The following is a 16,284-nucleotide window of genomic DNA, read 5'->3' as shown; positions in this document are numbered from 1 at the left end:
TCTCAGCGCTGCCCGGTCTCCCCTCGCGGGCCCGACGCCCCCGGAACGGTCCGCCCCACCTGGAGGATCACGTCGGTCATGGCCTCCTCGGCGGGCGTCGGGACGCGGGGCGCGAGCCGGGCGAGCAGGATGCGCCGGGACGGCGCGTAGCCGTCGAGCCGCAGCACCCGCACGTCGGTGCGCAGGTTGGCCAGGGCCAGGCGTGGGGCCGCATCGGGTGACGACGGAGCCCCGGCGTGCCGTCTCCAGGTGGGCTGCTCAGCGCCCCGGCTGCCGTCCCGTCGGCGAGGCAGCCGTCTGGTCGACGACGGCCTCGACCACGTCCGACAGGTGCCGCGACATGGCCTCACGGGCGGCTGCGCCGTCGTTCTGCCGCAGCGCGTCGAGGACGCGCGCGTGGCCGCCCCAGGAGACGTCCTTGCGGAGCGGGCTCTGGAAGCCGATCCGGCGGGTTTCCGCGCTCAGCTCACCGATGCTCTCGAAGAGTTCGACGATCAGCGGATTGGACGAGGCCGCGGCGATCAGCTTGTGGAACTCCACGTCCAGCTCGCCGAGGGCCCGGGGGTTGTCCGTGGCGGCTGCGGCCTCGGCGAGTGCGTCGAGGCGGCCGATCTGCCCGGCCGTGATCCGCGAGGCCGCGAGGAAGGCGCATCCCGGCTCGACGGTCTGACGGAGTTCCATGACGTCCCGGAACGAGGTGGTGGCGGCCTGAGCGCGACGGGAGAACGCCAGGTTGCGGTCGGCGTCGGTGGGCACAGTGACGACGGTTCCACGACCGGGACGACGCGACACCAGCCCCTTGATCTCCAGTTCGCGCAGGGCGTCGCGCAGTGTCGTGCGCGACACCCCCAGGGTCTCGGCCAGCGCCCGCTCGGGCGGCAGCTTCTCACCGACGGTGAGCCGGCCCTGGGCGACCATGAGCTCGATCTCCTCAGCGAGCTTGTGCCCGACCGATCTCCAGCCCTGACCGACGTCGTTCCACTTCACGCGGCGCTCCTCGCCCGTCCCCAGCTGTTGACACAGATCGTAACAGGTCTGATGGTTGGACCAATCACTGAACGGCGAGGCGGAGCACCATGACTCAGGCGAACTCCCGTGCGGAGTCCACAGCGGTACGCAGTTCCCGGAAACCGTCGCTCTGGCGGCGCATCGTCGGCCCCGGGCTGGTGATGGCCGCCACCGGAGTCGGCGCGGGCGACCTCATCACCTCGCTCAACGCCGGCGCCAGCTTCGGGCTCACCCTCGCCTGGGCCGTGCTCCTGGGAGCCCTCATCAAGTTCATCGTCACCGAGTCCATCGGGCGGTGGTACCTGGCCACCGGCGTCACGCCGCTCCGCGGCCTCCTCCGCATCGGTCGGTGGTACATCGGCTTCTTCGGCGTCTTCGCGATCTTCCTCGGCTTCTTCTACGGCGGCGCCATCGCGAGCGCCGGCGGCCTCATCGTCAACGCCATGGCCCCCGGGCTTCCGGTCTGGGTGGCGGCCGTCTGCTTCCAGCTGATCGGCACCCTGCTGGTCTGGGTCGGGCGCTACGGGTTCTTCCAGAGGATCATGGGCGTCTTCGTCGGCCTGATGTTCGTCTCGACGGTCGGCGCGGCCCTCGCGGCGCGCCCGTCCCTCGGGACGCTGCTGGACGGATTCACGCCGTCCTTCGGCGGCTCGGCCGGCGCCTTCTACGTGCTCGGCATCATCGGCGGGGTCGGTGGCTCGATCAGCCTGCTCTCCTACAGCCGCTGGGCCGCGCAGCACGGCTGGAGCGGGACGTCCCGCATGCGGGCGATGCGCGTCGACCTGGTCATCGGCTACGCGATGACGTTCGTCTTCATGGTGGCGATGATGGTCGTCGGTGCGGCCTTCACCGCGGGCCTCGACGGAATCCGGGGGGTCGACGGCCTCCGGGCTCTGTCCGAGCCCTTCGCGGAGGAGTTCGGGGCCGTCGCCATGTGGCTGCTGCTCATCGGGATGTTCTCCGCCGTCTTCAGTTCGCTCATCGGCGGCTACAACGCACTGTGCAACGTGTTCACCGACATCGTGCACGTCCTCCGGGAGCAGGACACCGAGATCGGCGATCCGGAGAAGACCCGGCCGTTCCGTCTCTACCTGCTCTGGATGGCCGTTCCGTCCCTCGGGCTCCTCGCCTTCGACGCACCCGTCGTCATCGTGCTCGTCTACGCCGCCCTCGGCGCGGTGTTCATGCCCACCCTCATCGCGGGCCTGCTCTACCTGATGAACTCCCGCGGCATGCCGGGCGCGCACCGCAACAGGTGGTTCACCAACGTGGCCTTCGCCGGCGGCCTCGCCGTCTACGGAGCGCTCGGCGTGCACGAACTCATGGGCCTGTAGGAGGAGTAGGTCATGCGATTCACCACACGACCGGAGCTCAGCGGCACCTTCGGCATGGTCTCGTCCACCCACTGGCTCGCCTCCGCAGCGGGCATGAGCGTCCTGGAGCGCGGCGGCAACGCCTTCGACGCGGCCGTCGCCGCGGGATTCACGCTCCAGGTGGTGGAACCCCACCAGAACGGTCCCGGAGGCGACCTGCCGCTGATCTTCGCCGCTCCGGGGCAACGCCCCACGGTGCTCTGCGCGCAGGGGCCGGCGCCCGCCGCCGCCACCGTGGGTCACTTCCGGGAGCTCGGCCTGAGCGCGATCCCCGGCACCGGCACCCTCGCGGCGGCCGTCCCCGGGGCCACCCTCGGCTGGCTGACGCTGCTCCGCGACAAGGGGACGTTCCCGCTCGCCGACGTGCTGCACTACGCCATCGGGCACGCGCGGCACGGCTTCCCGGTCACGCAGAAGATCAGCGAGTACATCGCCAAGGTCCAGCGCCTCTTCACCACGCACTGGACCACCTCGGCCGCCGTTCACCTGCCGCACGGGCGAGCCCCCCGACCGGGCGAGTTCCTGCACAATCCGGCGCTGGCCGACACCTTCGAACGTCTCGTCGCGGCCGCGGCCGGCGGAACCCGCGAGGCCGGGATCGACCGTGCCGTGGAGGAGTGGACCACCGGCGGGATCGCACGGGCGATGACCGCCTTCTGCGCCACCGAGGTCGTCGACTCGACCGGAGAGCGTCGGCGCGGTCTGCTCCGCGCCGACGACCTCGCGGGATGGCGCCCTTCCTACGAGAACACCGTGAGCGTCGACTACCGCGGTCACCGGGTGCACAAGCCGGGACCGTGGTCGCAGGGCCCGGTGCTGCTCCAGCAACTCGGCATGCTCGCCGGTGACGAGGACCTCGCACCGGGGACCGCCGACCACATCCACCGCGTCGTCGAGGTCTCCAAGCTGGCCTTCGCCGACCGCGACGCCTGGTACGGAGACTCACCGGACGTCCCCCTGGACACTCTCCTCTCACCCGCCTACTGCGCCGAGCGACGCCGGCTGGTGGGTCCGCGGGCGAGCCGCGAGTTGCGGCCCGGGTCTCCGGAAGGCCGTGAACCGGTGCTCCCGGCCTTCCCGCCGGAGGTGATCGCGGAGGTGTTCCGCAGCGCCGTCGGCGAGCCCAACGCCGTGGCCCCCGACGGCCCCGCCGCCGGCACGCTCGACGACGGCCCGCTTCCCCACGGAGAGGCGCGGACGGACACCGTCCACGTCGACGTCGTGGACCGGGCCGGGACCATGGTGTCCGCGATGCCGAGCGGCGGGTGGTTGCACTCCTCCCCCGTGATCCCGGAGCTCGGCTTCCCCCTGGGCACCAGGCTGCAGATGGCCTGGCTCGAGGAGGGCCTGCCCAACACCCTGGCACCGGGCAAGCGCCCCCGGACCACCCTCTCGCCCACGGTGGTGACCCGTGGGGACGAGCCGGTTCTGGCCTTCGGCACACCCGGCGGCGATCAGCAGGACCAGTGGCAGCTGAACTTCCTCCTCAACGTCCTCGACGGCGGGATGAACCTGCAGGAGGCGATCGACTTCCCCCAGTTCCACTCCACGCACGCCCCCAGCTCCTTCTACCCGCACGAGAGCCGTCCCGCCGGAGTCGTCCTCGAAGGGCGGACCGGTGACGCGGTGCTCGCCGAACTCGCCGCACGCGGCCACGTCGTCCAGCGTGCCGGGGAGTGGGAGGTCGGGCGCCTCTGCGCGGTCGGGCGCGCACCCGGCACGGGCCGCCTGTACGGAGCCGCGAACCCCCGGGGCATGCAGGGATACGCGGCGGGGCGCTGAGCGCGGCCCCGGCGGGAGGCCGCCGGGGCCGCGGCTCCCGACGTCCTCGCACCGTTCCGGCCGAACGGCGGCGAGGACCTCGGGCACGCCCGCCCGCCGCGCGCCACGATGTCGCAGACGCCCGGCCACACAGGAGAACGCGAGCCTGCTCGCCCACGCCCACGAGGAGAACCGGTGAGCGCGTCCACCCGCCCGCAGCAGACCGAGCGGAGCATGCTCCGCCTGATGTTCGTGCTGACCTTCGTCACCGGCATGATCGACGCGATCGGCTACCTCGGTCTGGACCGGGTGTTCGCCGGCAACATGACCGGAAACGTCGTCATCCTGGGCCTGGGGCTCGCCGGAGCGGACCAACTGCCGGTCCTGGGACCGGCAACCGCACTCGGCGGTTTCCTGCTGGGCGCCGCGCTCGCGGGCCGCGTACTGCGTCGCTCGGACCGCGGCCGGTGGACCACTGCGACGACAGCGGTCCTCATGGTCGGGGTGACGCTGCTGGGGGCGGTCGCGGTGCTCCTCTTCCTCGGGGAGAGCCTGCCCCCGCAGGTGAGCACGCCGCTGGGCGCCTTCCTCCTCGCGACCGCCATGGGAGCCCAGGCCGCGACCGCACGCCGACTGGCCGTCCAGGAGGTGACGACCGTCGTCGTCACCTCGACGCTGACCGGTTTGGCGGCGGACTCGCGGCTCGGCGGCGGCGGTTCCCGGTTGGCGTTCCGCCGGGCGGGAGCCGTGCTCTGCCTCACCGCCGGGGCGGCGGCCGGGGCCCTGTTGCTGCTGCTCCACGCCGGTCTCGGCGTCGCCGTCTCCGCGGCGCTGACTCTGGTGGTCGCGGTGTGGGGGCACCTCAGCCTGGGGTGTGGAGCCCGGGCCTGACCCGAGCGGGCGGGCGGTCCGGCCGGCGGCCCCGGCCACGCGCGGCCGGGGCACGGTACGACGTGCGGGTGGGCACCGCGCCGGTGGTGCCCGTACCGCAGGGAGTCCACCGGCCGTGAGTCGGGCAGGGGCTTCCGCGCCCCCGGCTGTCCGCTCCGTTCGCCTTCGTTTTGGGAGAGGTGACGGGTGATCAGTACGCTCTGGCGATGATCACACGACACAGACTGGCGGCCGGGGTGTGCGGCCTGCTGGCGGCACTCGTCGCCGGGCTCGCCGCCCCGGCCGGCGCCGCCGCCGACGAGACGGCCGCACAGGACCCTCCCCAGGTCGAGCTGGTGCTCGACGTGAGCGGCTCGATGCGCACGCGGGACATCGACGGCGGCTCCCGGATGGCGGCGGCGAAACAGGCGTTCAACGAGGTCCTGGACGCCGTGCCGGACGAAGTCCACCTGGGCATACGCACGCTCGGCGCCACCTACCCCGGCGACGACCGGAAGGTCGGCTGCCGGGACACCCGGCAGCTCTACCCGGTCGGACCGCTGAACCGGACCGAGGCCAAGACGGCCGTCGCGACGCTCACTCCCACGGGCTGGACACCCATCGGCCCCGCCCTCCTCGCCGCCGCCGAGGACCTGGAGAACGGCGACGGCACCCGCCGGATCGTCCTCATCTCCGACGGCGAGGACACCTGCGCACCACCCGACGCGTGCGAGGTGGCGCGTGAGATCGCCGCACGCGGCGTGCACCTGGTCGTCGACACCCTGGGCCTCGTCCCGAACGCCAAGATCCGCCGTCAGCTCAGCTGCATCGCCGAGGCCACCGGCGGCACCTACACCGCCGTGGAGCACACCGACCAGCTCGCCGGCCGGGTCAAACAACTCGTGGACCGCGCCGCCGAACCGGTCGCCGTCCCCGTACGGACCGAGGGCGCCGACCGCTGCAGCGACGCACCCCTGCTCCAGCCCGGCCTGTACGCCGACCGCGAGCGGTTCTCCGAACACCGCTGGTACCGGGTGGACGTCCTGCCCGGCCGGGAACTGCGCGCCTCGGTGACGGTCGCCGCCGACCGTGCCGTCGACCGGGACTACGGCGTGCTCCTCCGCGCCGTGACCGAGCACGGCCGCGAGATCGTCCGGGGCTCGGAAGCCGGGCACGGACGCACCGACGTGATCTCCACGGGCCTGCGCTACCCCAAGGCGCCGCTCGACGACACCGGCGCCGAGCCCGAGCCGGAGACTGTCTGCCTGGAGGTCGGCAACTCCTTCTCGGCGCCCCCGTCGGTGCGGTCCACTCCCGGCCTGCCCGTCGAACTCCGGATCGACGTGGTGGACGCGCCCGGTGCCGCCTCGGACGTGGCCGCCTTCGGCCTCGGCCGCGGGTGGTGGCTGCTCGCCGCCCTGACGCTCACCGGCCTCGTCGCCGGTCTGCTGGCGGGCTGGATCTCACGCTGGCGCATCACTGTCAGGAGGACCCGCTGATGCGGACCGTACGCATGCTCGCCGGTGCTCTGCTGACGGGCGCCGTTCTCGCGGGGCCCGTCAGCCCCGCAGTGGCCGACTCCCCGTCGCCGAGCCCCGCCGCGAGCGACGAGGCCGGACCCACCGAAGCGGGTACCACCTTCCGCACCGCAACGCTCGTCCAGCAGGACCAGCGCGCCACCGCCAGCGCGTCCACCGGCGACTACCTCTACTGGGTCTTCCCCGCCGACACCGGGCAGCGCGTCACCGTGACGGCCACCGTGACGCCACCCGATTCCGCGGCCCGGCACGGGGCGTCGACCTGGCAGCTGGACGCCTACGACGGCCTGCGCCGCCGGCAGGCCTGCACCCGCGGGGCGAACACCCGGGTCGCCTCGCAGGACGCCGCCTCCGTCGAACTCTCCTGCACCCTGCGCCCGGTCCGCTCCTGGGCGGAACCCTGGGCCAACGACCCGCTGCCCGGCAGCTATTACGTCCGCCTGACCGTCACCGACCTGGCGGAGAAGGACCTCGGCCTGCCGGTACAGGTCGCCGTCCGGGCCACCTCGTCGGACAGCGGCGGCGCCCACGCGGTCGACGGCTCGCTGTCCACCCCGCTGCTGCCCGGCGCCGGCGCCGCGCAGGACGAGTCGGACGAGGAGTCGGACGAGGAGTCGGCGTCGGACGTGGAGCCGGCGTCGCCCAGGGCACTCGGGGAGCCGGAGGACGGCTGGTCCTCCGGATGGTGGACGGACCGCTGGGCGTGGACCGTGGCCGCCGGCGTCCTCGGGACGCTCGCCGGCATCACCGGCTACCGCCTGGCCGGAGGCTCAGGCCGCCGCCGGCCCTCCCCGCCCGCCACCTGACCGCACCCGCGTACCCCGCGGGGCGCGGCCTCGCGGCATCACCACCGCTGCGGTCGGGCGGCCCCAAGGGCGTGTGAGCACGGCAACGCCCCGCGTCGGACGGTTCCGGCGCGGGGCGTAGGGGATCAGTCCCGGGCTGCGTAGGAGAGGAAGGCGTTCCACGCGGCGGGGGAGAGGGCGAGTTCCGGGCTTCGCGTGTCCTTGGAGTCCCGGACGTGGATCGCCTCCGTGCCCTGCGCCACCTCGACGCAACTGTCACCCTGCGAGCCGCTGTAGCTGCTCTTGAACCAGGCCAGGTCGGACGTGTTCATGGCGCTCCTCGCAATCGCTTCAGCAGGCTCAGCGAGTCCTCGGGGGTCAGGGCCTGCGAGCGAAGTTTCGCATACCGCTGCTGGAGCAGGCTGATCTCTTTCGCACCGGCGATCAGCCGCCCGTTCTGCTGTCCCTCCGAGTACGCGAACCAGTGGTGGTCCGGGGTCTCGGCCAACTGCATCGGCCCGTCCGTGCCCGCGTGGGACGGCTGCCGCAGCGGCACCACCTGGAACTCCACGTTCCAGTTCCGGTCGATCAACTCCAGAAGCCGGTCGTACTGTTCCCGCGTCACGTCCTCCCCGCCCGTCCACCGCTCCAGCACCGCCTGCTCCACGATGAAGCTGAACGCCGTCGGCGGCTTACGCGTGACCGCCAGCAGGTCCTGCCGTGCCAGCCGCGCGGCGATCCGCTGCTCCAGCTCCTCCGGGTCGGGCAGCGGCGGCACGTCCAGCGACACCGTCCGCGCGTAGGCCTCCGTCTGCAACAGGCCCGGCACGACCCGGCATTCGTACGTGTACAGGCTGATCGCCGTGGCCTCCAGCCGGGCCCACTGCCGGAACCAGCTCGCCAGCCCCGCCTGCCGCGACAGATGCGGCGCAGCCCTGCGCAACGCCCCCGTGTTGCCCAGCGCGCTCTCCGCGCGCTCCACGAAGTCGCGGTCCGGCATGCGCCGGCCCTGTTCGACCGAGGCGACCGTGTGCTTGGAGAAGCGGACCAGCGCGCCGAACTCCTCACGCCCCAGGCCCGCGTGCTCCCGCAACGCCTGGACGACCGCGCCGAACGTGCGCAGACTGTCCGAGACCTCCGGCTCCGCGCAGCCCGTTCCCGTGCCGCCGTCCGTGCTCTCGTGGGCCACGCCGGCCACCTCCCTCACCACATCCCGCCGTACCGCTTCGACCGCGACCATCGTCACGTGCGGTGACACGTACCGTCCACCGAAAGTGCGCGTACGCTGACGCACCGTACGCACCGCGACCCTGGCCAACCCGCCGGTCCTGGCCCCTCAGTCCGACGCCTCGTCACCCCTGGGGGGAGGGGTGGCGGCGGTGGTGGGTGCAGAGGGGGCAGGGGCCGGGGGTGGGGCTGCGGTGGGCGCGGTCGCAGTCGGGGCAGTTCTGGAGTGGGGCGAGGGTCGGGGTGGGTGGTGGGGGTTGGGGGCTGGGTGCGGGTTGGAGTTCGGCGAGGCGCCAGGCGAGGACGGCGGCCGGGCGGGTGCGGAAGCGTTCGGGGAGGTCGCTGGTGAGGGTGCTGGTGATGCGGGTGGGGCGGATTCCGGAGGCGAGCCAGGTGTCGACGCCGGGTGCGAGGCGTGCGATCTCGCGGCGGGAGAGGGTGAGTCGGGGGTCGCGTGTGCCGAGTGCGGTGAGGAGCGCGACCGCTTCGGGGCTGGCCGTGCGGGCGGCGGGGTCGGGGTGCGGGCCGCCGGCGGGTTCGGGGTGCGGGTCCGGCGGGGTGGGTGCGGCCGGGGTGCGTGCCCGTTCGGGTTCCGGGGGTTTCGTGCGTGGATGTGGCAACGAGGTTGCCGCATCCACGCAGGGTGGTACCGGCTCCGCCGAGGCTGCGCGGGTCGCGGGCGCTTGGGTGTCGTCGGGGTGGGCGAGTTCGGGGAGGGTGTAGACGTAGGTGCGGGTGACGAAGCGTCCGCCCGGGCCGCGCAGGACGCGGCGCTCCAGCCAGCCGTCGGCCTCCAGTTCGCGCAGGGCGCGGCCGAGGACGGTCTCGCCCTCGGTGAAGTGCTTCTGGAGGGCTTCGATGGTGACGGGGGTGCCGTCGGGCATGGAGTTGATGTAGAGGGCGACGCCTACGGTGACGGCGCTGCCGGGCCGCCGGGCGAGGCGGTTGGCCAGGACGGTGAAGTTCCCGGACAGACGTGTCCGGACATGGATGGCGCCGGATACCGGCGCGTTAAGCTGCGCAGTAGCCATGGGGAAGGTTCCAGCTTCCTTGGTGGTGAGGCCCTCGCGTCCGGGACGGCAATCCTGGCCGGGGGCCGACTTGTGTGCGTGTCTCCGCTGACAGTAACCCCGTTTCGCCACCCTGTGTGCATGGTTCACCCTGACGGGTGACTCCACCGGGAAGGGCGGGCGGGTGGGAAGTCCTTCGTCAGTTGAGTCCTTGGGAGGAGTCCCGGGCTCACCGAGCCCCGGTGAACGGGGTCCGGTCCCGTGCGACCGGGCCCCGGACATCCAGGTCCCCGTGCGACCTGTGGTTCTGGCAGGGCGTGAGGTCGTGGGGTGGAGTTCGACCGGGCGAGGAGAGGGCGGCTGTGGCCGCCCGGAGGGGGGCATCGGCGGCGGCCCGTCGGCTGCGCCGCCTCGCCCATGTCCGGCGGCGTCGGCATGATTTCGGCCGTGAGTACCGCCTGCCGCTACCTCCGCGAAGCCGTCGACGTGCTGGCCGCACTCGCGCCGTCCCTGGCCGAGGCCGTTCGCACCGCACCGCGCAAGGCGTACGCCCTCCTCGTACCCTCCTGCCGATCGACCGCGTTGCCGCCGACCGCCCCTTCTACTGGGGGAAGCACGGAATCACCGTGCACGTCATCGCCGACCCGTTCGGGCTGCTGCGGTGGGTCTTGCCCGCGCTCCCCGGAGCCGTTCACGACGTCCACGGGCCTTGACATACGGCCGCATCGAGCGGCATACGGCTGCGCACGCAAGAAGACCCCGTACTCAGCGTCTCCGCTGGTCACGGGGTCTTTAGGCACTTCAGCAGGAGTACCCCCGGCAGGATTCGAACCTGCGCACACGGCTCCGGAGGCCGTTGCTCTATCCCCTGAGCTACGGGGGCGTGGCGCGCTGTGCGTGCCGACGGGTAGAACACTACCAGCCCGGAGGGGGTGGGTCGGAACGGGTTTCCCGTGGGCGCTGGGGCGTGGGCCGGGGCGGTTGGAATCAGGCAAAACCCGGACGCGGGGCGTATCGGGTGCATACGCTCTGGGTGTGCAGGGCGCGTCCGGCCGGGTGCTCGTCGTGGACGACGACGAGGTGATCCGGCAGCTGATCAGGGTCAACTTGGAGCTGGAGGGCTTCGAGGTCGTGACCGCGGACGACGGTGCCGACTGCCTGGAGGTCGTGCACGGGGTACGCCCCGACGTGATCACGCTGGACGTCGTGATGCCCCGGCTGGACGGGCTGCGTGCGGCGGAGTGTCTGCGCGCGGACCCGCGGACGCGGGAGATCCCGCTGGCGCTGGTGTCGGCGTGCGGTGCGGGGGGCCTGGGGGACCGTGAGGCGGCACGGGTGGACGCGGTGCTGGCGAAGCCGTTCGAGCCCTCGGCGCTGGTCGGGATGGTGCGACGGCTGGCTCGCCAGGCGCGCTCGGCGCGTGGCCGGGGCGGGAAGGGCGCCCCGTCGGTGCCGCACGGCTGAGACGGTCGGCGGGTGCGCGGGGGGCGGCAGCGGACTGCCGTTCCCCCGCGGGCCGAGCTTGCGGGTAGCAGGAGGCAGGAAACGCGGCGCGCCGTCCCAGCAGGCGGAACCCGTTGGCGCGATACCACCCCTTCTCTCCTAGGCTGTGCCACGTGACACCGGCCCAGCTCTCGAGCACCGTGCAGCACGTTCTGCGCGGTGCGGTGGGCGATGCCGCGCCGGGGCGGGTGGTGGTGGAGTCACCGCCGCGTCGGGGGAGCGGCGACTACGCCACGGGCGCGGTGCTCCAGGCCGCCAGGGCGAGCGGGAAGGACGTTCGGCGCCTCGCCGGCACGGTCGCCGACACCCTGGCCGGGGAGAGCGGCGTCGCCGGGGTCGAGGTGCAGGGGCCGGGGTTTCTCAACGTCACGCTGGACGTGGAGGGCAGGGCCGCCCTCGTCCGCGCGCTGACCGGGCCGGACCACAGCACGCCCGACGCGCCCGCGCAGGACGTCAGCCGCTGGGCTGCGGCGACGGGGGAGACGCCGGAGGCGTCGCTCCCGCGCACGGACGGCAGTTCACTGTTCCGCGTGCAGTACGCCCACGCCCGCACGCGTGCGCTGCTGCGCAACGCCACCGACCTGGGCCTGCGACCCGAGGCCGGAGCCGGGGGGCACGGGTACGGCGCTCCCGCCGAGCGGCGGCTGCTGGCGCTGCTCGCCGACCAGCGCCGGATAGTCGAGGCCGGGGACGCCGGGCGTCTCGCCCGCCACCTCACCGCCGTCGCCGACGCCTGCCCCGTCTTTCACGAGGCCTGCCCGCCGCTGCCCCGGGGGGACGAGAAACCCGGGGCCGCCCACCGCGCCCGCCTGGCTCTCACCGAAGCCTGCGGAACGGTGCTGGCCGGCGGCCTGTCCCAGCTCGGTGTCACCGCACCCGCACACCTGTAGAGGGAAATCAGCCAAGCTCATGAGCAGATCCGCACACCCCGCCGGGCCCCGCCACGCCGACGTACTGCCCGAGGGGCACTACTCCGGGCCGCCCGCCGACCTCAACGAACTCGACCCGCAGATCTGGGCCCGTACGGTCGCCCGTGCCGACACCGGCGCGGTCACGGTCGGCGGGCTGGACGTCCGGGACCTGGCCGAGGAGTTCGGCACCCCGGCGTACTTCCTGGACGAGTCCGACTTCCGCGAGCGCTGCCGCGCCTGGCGGGACGCGTTCGGCTCGGAGGCCGACGTGTTCTACGCCGGCAAGGCGTTCCTCTCCCGCGCCGTGGTGCGCTGGCTGCACGAGGAGGGCCTCAACCTGGACGTCTGCTCCGCGGGCGAGCTGCACACCGCGCTGGCGGCCGGCATGCCCGCCGACCGCATCGCGCTGCACGGCAACAACAAGTCGACGTCCGAGATCCGGCAGGCCGTCGAGGCCGGAGTCGGCCGGATCGTGCTGGACTCCTTCCAGGAGATCGCCCGCGTCGCGCACCTCGCCCGTGAGCTTGGCACCGTGCAGAAGGTGCAGATCCGCGTCACCGTCGGCGTCGAGGCGCACACCCACGAGTTCATCGCCACGGCGCACGAGGACCAGAAGTTCGGCCTGGCGCTGGCCGACGGACAGGCCGCCGAAGCGGTGCGCAGGGTCCTTCAGCTGGACAGCCTGGAACTGCTCGGCATCCACTCGCACATCGGCTCGCAGATCTTCGACACCTCCGGCTTCGAGGTGGCCGCGCACCGGGTCGTCGGTCTGCTGCGGCAGGTGCGGGACGAGCACGGTGTGGAGCTGCCGGAGATCGACCTGGGCGGCGGCCTCGGGATCGCCTACACCTCCGATGACGACCCGCGTGAGCCGCACGAGATCGCCAAGGCGCTCGGCGACATCGTCACCGGCGAGTGCCGGGCGGCGGGGCTGTCCGTGCCGCGGCTGTCGGTGGAGCCGGGCCGCGCGATCGTCGGGCCGACGGCGTTCACGCTGTACGAGGTCGGCACCGTGAAGGAACTGGACGGGCTGCGTACCTACGTGAGCGTGGACGGCGGCATGTCGGACAACATCCGCACGGCGCTCTACGACGCCGAGTACAGCGTGTCGCTGGTCTCCCGCACTTCCGAGGCGGAGCCGATGCTGTCCCGCGTGGTGGGCAAGCACTGCGAGAGCGGCGACATCGTCGTCAAGGACGCGTTCCTGCCGGCCGATCTGGCGCCCGGCGACCTGCTCGCCGTGCCGGCGACCGGGGCGTACTGCCGCTCCATGGCCAGCAACTACAACCACGCACTACGGCCTCCGGTGGTCGCGGTGCGCAACGGCGAGGCGCGGGTCATCGTGCGCCGGGAGACGGAGGAGGACCTGGCGCGGCTGGACGTCGGCTGACGGGACGGACCCGCCGGATTTCCGGACCGGCGGGCCGCCGGAGGGCCGGGCTCCCGGAACAACGTGAGGCACCGGACCACCGAAGCGCGCGGGCGTGAGACGTACGTTCCACATGCTGGATGAGGCGTGGACGAACCGGACCCGTGCGTGAGACTTGGACAACCACAACAGATGTGAGCGAGGTCGAATGATGCGTACGCGTCCGCTGAAAGTGGCGCTGCTGGGCTGTGGGGTCGTCGGCTCCGAGGTGGCACGCATCATGACGACGCACGCGCACGACCTCGCCGCGCGCATCGGCGCCCCGGTCGAACTGGCCGGGGTCGCCGTACGCCGGCCGGGGCGGGTGCGGGAGGGCATCGCTCCGGAGCTGGTGACCACGGACGCGAGCGGTCTGGTGCAGCGGGCGGACATCGACGTGGTGATCGAGGTCATCGGCGGGATCGAACCCGCACGCGGCCTGCTCACCACCGCCTTCGAGCACGGCGCCAGCGTCGTCACCGCCAACAAGGCGCTGATCGCCGAGGACGGCGCCAGCCTGCACGAGACGGCCGAGAAGTACGGCGCGGACCTCTACTACGAGGCCGCCGCGGCCGCCGCGATCCCGCTGGTGCGGCCGCTGCGTGAGTCGCTGGCGGGCGACAAGGTCAACCGCGTCCTCGGCATCGTCAACGGCACCACCAACTTCATCCTCGACCGGATGGACACCGCCGGCACCGGCTACGGCGAGGCGCTGGACGAAGCCACCGCGCTCGGCTACGCCGAGGCCGACCCCACGGCCGACGTGGAGGGCTTCGACGCCGCGGCCAAGGCCGCCATCCTGGCCGGTATCGCCTTCCACACGCGGGTGCGGCTGGACGACGTGTACCGGGAGGGCCTCACCGACGTCACCTCCGCGGACATCGCCTCGGCGCAGCGCATGGGCTGCACGGTCAAGCTGCTGGCCATCTGCGAGCGGGCGGCGGACGGTCGCAGCGTCTCCGCCCGCGTGCACCCGGCGATGATCCCGCTGAGTCACCCCCTGGCGTCCGTGCGCGAGGCGTACAACGCGGTCTTCGTGGAGGCGGACGCCGCCGGGCAGCTGATGTTCTACGGTCCCGGCGCGGGTGGCGCGCCCACCGCGTCGGCGGTGCTGGGCGACCTGGTCGCGGCCTGCCGCAACAAGGTCAACGGCGCGCGTGGGCCGGGCGAGTCGGCGTACGCGCAGCTGCCGGTCTCGCCCATGGGCGAGGTCGTCACCCGCTACCACATCAGCCTGGACGTGGCCGACAAACCGGGTGTGCTGGCCCAGGTCGCCACCGTCTTCGCGGAGCACGGCGTGTCCATCGACACCGTGCGCCAGCAGGGCAAGGACGGCGAGGCCTGGCTGGTCGTGGTCACGCACCGGGCGTCCGACGCGGCCCTCACCGCGACGGTGGAGGCGCTGCGCGGCCTCGACACCGTGCGCGGCGTGGCCAGCATCATGCGGGTCGAGGGCGAGTAGCGAGTTGCGCGTGGCCGGCCGGCCGTGACGCACCCGCGCCAGGAGGCGCGGGGACGACGCGGCCGCAGAGGGGTTCCAGGGGAACAAGGGGTTCAAGGGGAGCAGCGAGGACAATGACCATCATGGAACGCATGCCCGCCGGCGCCACCACCCACCAGTGGCGCGGCGTCATCGAGGAGTACCGCGATCGGCTGCCCGTCGACGCGGAGACCGAGGTCGTCACCCTGCGGGAGGGCGGCACGCCGCTCGTCCCGGCCCGTGTGCTGTCCGCCGCGACCGGTTGCGACGTGCACCTGAAGGTGGAGGGCGCGAATCCGACCGGGTCCTTCAAGGACCGCGGCATGACGATGGCCATCACGCACGCCAAGGCGCGGGGTGCGCAGGCCGTCATCTGCGCTTCCACGGGCAACACCAGTGCCTCGGCCGCGGCGTACGCGGTGCGTGCCGGGATGGTGTGCGCCGTGCTGGTGCCCCAGGGCAAGATCGCCCTGGGGAAGATGGGGCAGGCGCTGGTCCACGGCTCCAAGATCCTCCAGGTGGACGGCAACTTCGACGACTGCCTCAACCTGGCGCGCGGACTGTCCGAAAAGTACCCGGTCGCGCTGGTCAACTCGGTCAACCCGTCCCGCATCGAGGGGCAGAAGACGGCCGCGTTCGAGGTCGTCGACGCCCTCGGCGACGCGCCCGACATCCACGTGCTGCCGGTGGGCAACGCGGGCAACATCACCGCCTACTGGAAGGGCTACCGGGAGTACGCAGCCCCGGCGACCGGCGGCCCCGCCACCCGTACGCCCCGCATGTGGGGCTTCCAGGCGTCCGGTGCCGCGCCCCTCGTGCACGGTGCGCCGGTGACGAACCCCAGCACCATCGCCACCGCGATCCGGATCGGCAACCCCGCCTCCTGGACGCTCGCCGAGCAGGCACGGGACGAGTCCGGTGGATTCATCGAGTCGGTGACCGACCGTCAGATCCTGCGCGCCTACCGGCTGTTGGCGGCCGAGGAAGGCGTCTTCGTGGAGCCCGCGTCGGCCGCCTCGGTGGCCGGTCTGCTCCAGGCGGCGGAGCAGAACCGCGTCGATCCGGGGCAGCGCATCGTCTGCACGGTCACCGGGAACGGGCTGAAGGACCCCGACTGGGCGGTGGCCGGAGCACCGCAGCCGATCGTGGTGCCCGTCGACGCGGACGCCGCCGCCGAACGTCTCGGGCTGGCGTGACGGACGGTTCCGCACGCTTGACGGCGGCTCCCGCGGGCGCGGCGAGCGACGGTTGCCGCGCCCGCCGCACGCCGGGCCGGTCAAGACCCCGGGGCGGGTTTCGGCCATCGGCGGGGCCGACGGGAGCATGCTCCGTCCGGAGCGCCGCAGCTCACCGGCGGTGCGGAGCACGTATGGTGATCCGACACGCATCGTGCGCCTGCCGTGCGCCCTG

Annotated in this window: 15 protein-coding genes, 1 tRNA gene and 1 pseudogene; 11 read left to right on the top strand and 6 right to left on the bottom strand. The window is 72.8% G+C overall.

Annotation, left to right across the window (positions count from 1 at the left end; all coding sequences use genetic code 11):
• Positions 1–2: 2 nt before the first annotated feature.
• Both E4198_RS06945 and E4198_RS06940 read right to left on the bottom strand, forming a co-directional pair.
• Positions 3–173, bottom strand: coding sequence for a hypothetical protein (locus E4198_RS06945; RefSeq protein WP_210732788.1), 171 nt, complete (start codon positions 171–173; stop codon positions 3–5).
• 85 nt (positions 174–258) lie between these two features.
• Positions 259–987 carry a FadR/GntR family transcriptional regulator gene (locus tag E4198_RS06940; protein ID WP_136182401.1) on the bottom strand — a complete coding sequence of 243 codons (729 nt, stop codon included), beginning with the start codon at positions 985–987 and terminating at the stop codon, positions 259–261.
• Between the two features lie 89 nt (positions 988–1,076).
• Between E4198_RS06940 and E4198_RS06935 the strand changes: the two genes are divergently transcribed.
• From E4198_RS06935 to E4198_RS06915, 5 genes are all read left to right on the top strand, one after another.
• Entirely contained in the window at positions 1,077–2,342 is a 1,266-nt protein-coding gene (locus E4198_RS06935; protein WP_136182400.1) for an Nramp family divalent metal transporter, read from the top strand.
• 12 nt (positions 2,343–2,354) lie between these two features.
• Positions 2,355–4,163: a gamma-glutamyltransferase family protein gene (locus E4198_RS06930; RefSeq protein ID WP_136182399.1), complete on the top strand. Its 1,809-nt coding sequence runs from the start codon at positions 2,355–2,357 to the stop codon at positions 4,161–4,163.
• Between the two features lie 174 nt (positions 4,164–4,337).
• Complete coding sequence (locus E4198_RS06925) at positions 4,338–5,033, top strand: YoaK family protein (protein WP_247597576.1); 696 nt, start codon at positions 4,338–4,340, stop codon at positions 5,031–5,033.
• 206 nt (positions 5,034–5,239) lie between these two features.
• Positions 5,240–6,511, top strand: a complete 1,272-nt coding sequence (locus tag E4198_RS06920) for a VWA domain-containing protein (RefSeq protein ID WP_136182398.1) — start codon at positions 5,240–5,242, stop codon at positions 6,509–6,511.
• The gene (locus E4198_RS06915; protein ID WP_210732787.1) at positions 6,511–7,356 is read left to right on the top strand and encodes a hypothetical protein; all 846 of its coding nucleotides are present in this window, start codon (positions 6,511–6,513) and stop codon (positions 7,354–7,356) included. Before E4198_RS06920 ends, E4198_RS06915 begins: the two co-directional genes overlap by 1 nt.
• Positions 7,357–7,481: 125 nt before the next feature.
• Here the strand turns inward: E4198_RS06915 and E4198_RS06910 are convergent, their stop codons facing one another.
• From E4198_RS06910 to E4198_RS06900, 3 genes are all read right to left on the bottom strand, one after another.
• Positions 7,482–7,667, bottom strand: a complete 186-nt coding sequence (locus E4198_RS06910) for a DUF397 domain-containing protein (protein WP_027766057.1) — start codon at positions 7,665–7,667, stop codon at positions 7,482–7,484.
• Complete coding sequence (locus E4198_RS06905) at positions 7,664–8,524, bottom strand: helix-turn-helix transcriptional regulator (protein WP_027766056.1); 861 nt, start codon at positions 8,522–8,524, stop codon at positions 7,664–7,666. Before E4198_RS06905 ends, E4198_RS06910 begins: the two co-directional genes overlap by 4 nt.
• A 163-nt stretch (positions 8,525–8,687) precedes the next feature.
• Positions 8,688–9,593 carry a hypothetical protein gene (locus E4198_RS06900; RefSeq protein ID WP_136182397.1) on the bottom strand — a complete coding sequence of 302 codons (906 nt, stop codon included), beginning with the start codon at positions 9,591–9,593 and terminating at the stop codon, positions 8,688–8,690.
• Between the two features lie 429 nt (positions 9,594–10,022).
• On the opposite strand from E4198_RS06900, the pseudogene E4198_RS06895 reads away from it, so the two are divergent.
• A pseudogene (locus E4198_RS06895) lies at positions 10,023–10,273 on the top strand (IS5/IS1182 family transposase); the annotation flags it as partial.
• Positions 10,274–10,383: 110 nt separating this feature from the next.
• Here the strand turns inward: E4198_RS06895 and E4198_RS06890 are convergent.
• Positions 10,384–10,455: transfer RNA gene (locus E4198_RS06890), tRNA-Arg, on the bottom strand.
• Between the two features lie 146 nt (positions 10,456–10,601).
• Here E4198_RS06890 and E4198_RS06885 point away from each other — a divergent pair.
• The 5 genes from E4198_RS06885 to thrC all read left to right on the top strand — a co-directional run bounded on the left by E4198_RS06885 (position 10,602) and on the right by thrC (position 16,070).
• Positions 10,602–11,036 (top strand): response regulator, encoded by a 435-nt coding sequence (locus tag E4198_RS06885; protein WP_348771322.1) that lies wholly within the window; start codon positions 10,602–10,604, stop codon positions 11,034–11,036.
• 152 nt (positions 11,037–11,188) lie between these two features.
• A complete protein-coding gene (locus tag E4198_RS06880; protein WP_136182395.1) occupies positions 11,189–11,965 on the top strand; it encodes a DALR anticodon-binding domain-containing protein in 777 nt (258 codons plus the stop codon).
• Between the two features lie 19 nt (positions 11,966–11,984).
• A complete protein-coding gene (lysA, locus tag E4198_RS06875) occupies positions 11,985–13,376 on the top strand; it encodes a diaminopimelate decarboxylase (RefSeq protein ID WP_136182394.1) in 1,392 nt (463 codons plus the stop codon).
• A gap of 187 nt (positions 13,377–13,563) precedes the next feature.
• Positions 13,564–14,856, top strand: a complete 1,293-nt coding sequence (locus E4198_RS06870; protein ID WP_136182393.1) for a homoserine dehydrogenase — start codon at positions 13,564–13,566, stop codon at positions 14,854–14,856.
• Positions 14,857–14,978: 122 nt separating this feature from the next.
• Positions 14,979–16,070 (top strand): threonine synthase, encoded by a 1,092-nt coding sequence (thrC, locus tag E4198_RS06865; protein WP_136182392.1) that lies wholly within the window; start codon positions 14,979–14,981, stop codon positions 16,068–16,070.
• Positions 16,071–16,284 lie beyond the last annotated feature (214 nt).

It is taken from the genome of Streptomyces sp. RKND-216, assembly GCF_004795255.1.
GTDB lineage: Bacteria > Actinomycetota > Actinomycetes > Streptomycetales > Streptomycetaceae > Streptomyces > Streptomyces hazeniae.
This window is presented reverse-complemented; position numbering and strand designations above follow the sequence as displayed.

Coding starts and splice junctions, on each gene's coding strand:
- E4198_RS06930 (WP_136182399.1), top strand. CDS start 2,355: ATGCGATTCACCACACGACCGGAGCTCAGCGGCACCTTCGGCATGGTC.
- lysA (WP_136182394.1), top strand. CDS start 11,985: ATGAGCAGATCCGCACACCCCGCCGGGCCCCGCCACGCCGACGTACTG.
- E4198_RS06910 (WP_027766057.1), bottom strand. CDS start 7,667: ATGAACACGTCCGACCTGGCCTGGTTCAAGAGCAGCTACAGCGGCTCG.
- E4198_RS06920 (WP_136182398.1), top strand. CDS start 5,240: ATGATCACACGACACAGACTGGCGGCCGGGGTGTGCGGCCTGCTGGCG.
- thrC (WP_136182392.1), top strand. CDS start 14,979: ATGGAACGCATGCCCGCCGGCGCCACCACCCACCAGTGGCGCGGCGTC.
- E4198_RS06935 (WP_136182400.1), top strand. CDS start 1,077: ATGACTCAGGCGAACTCCCGTGCGGAGTCCACAGCGGTACGCAGTTCC.
- E4198_RS06915 (WP_210732787.1), top strand. CDS start 6,511: ATGCGGACCGTACGCATGCTCGCCGGTGCTCTGCTGACGGGCGCCGTT.
- E4198_RS06900 (WP_136182397.1), bottom strand. CDS start 9,593: ATGGCTACTGCGCAGCTTAACGCGCCGGTATCCGGCGCCATCCATGTC.
- E4198_RS06870 (WP_136182393.1), top strand. CDS start 13,564: ATGATGCGTACGCGTCCGCTGAAAGTGGCGCTGCTGGGCTGTGGGGTC.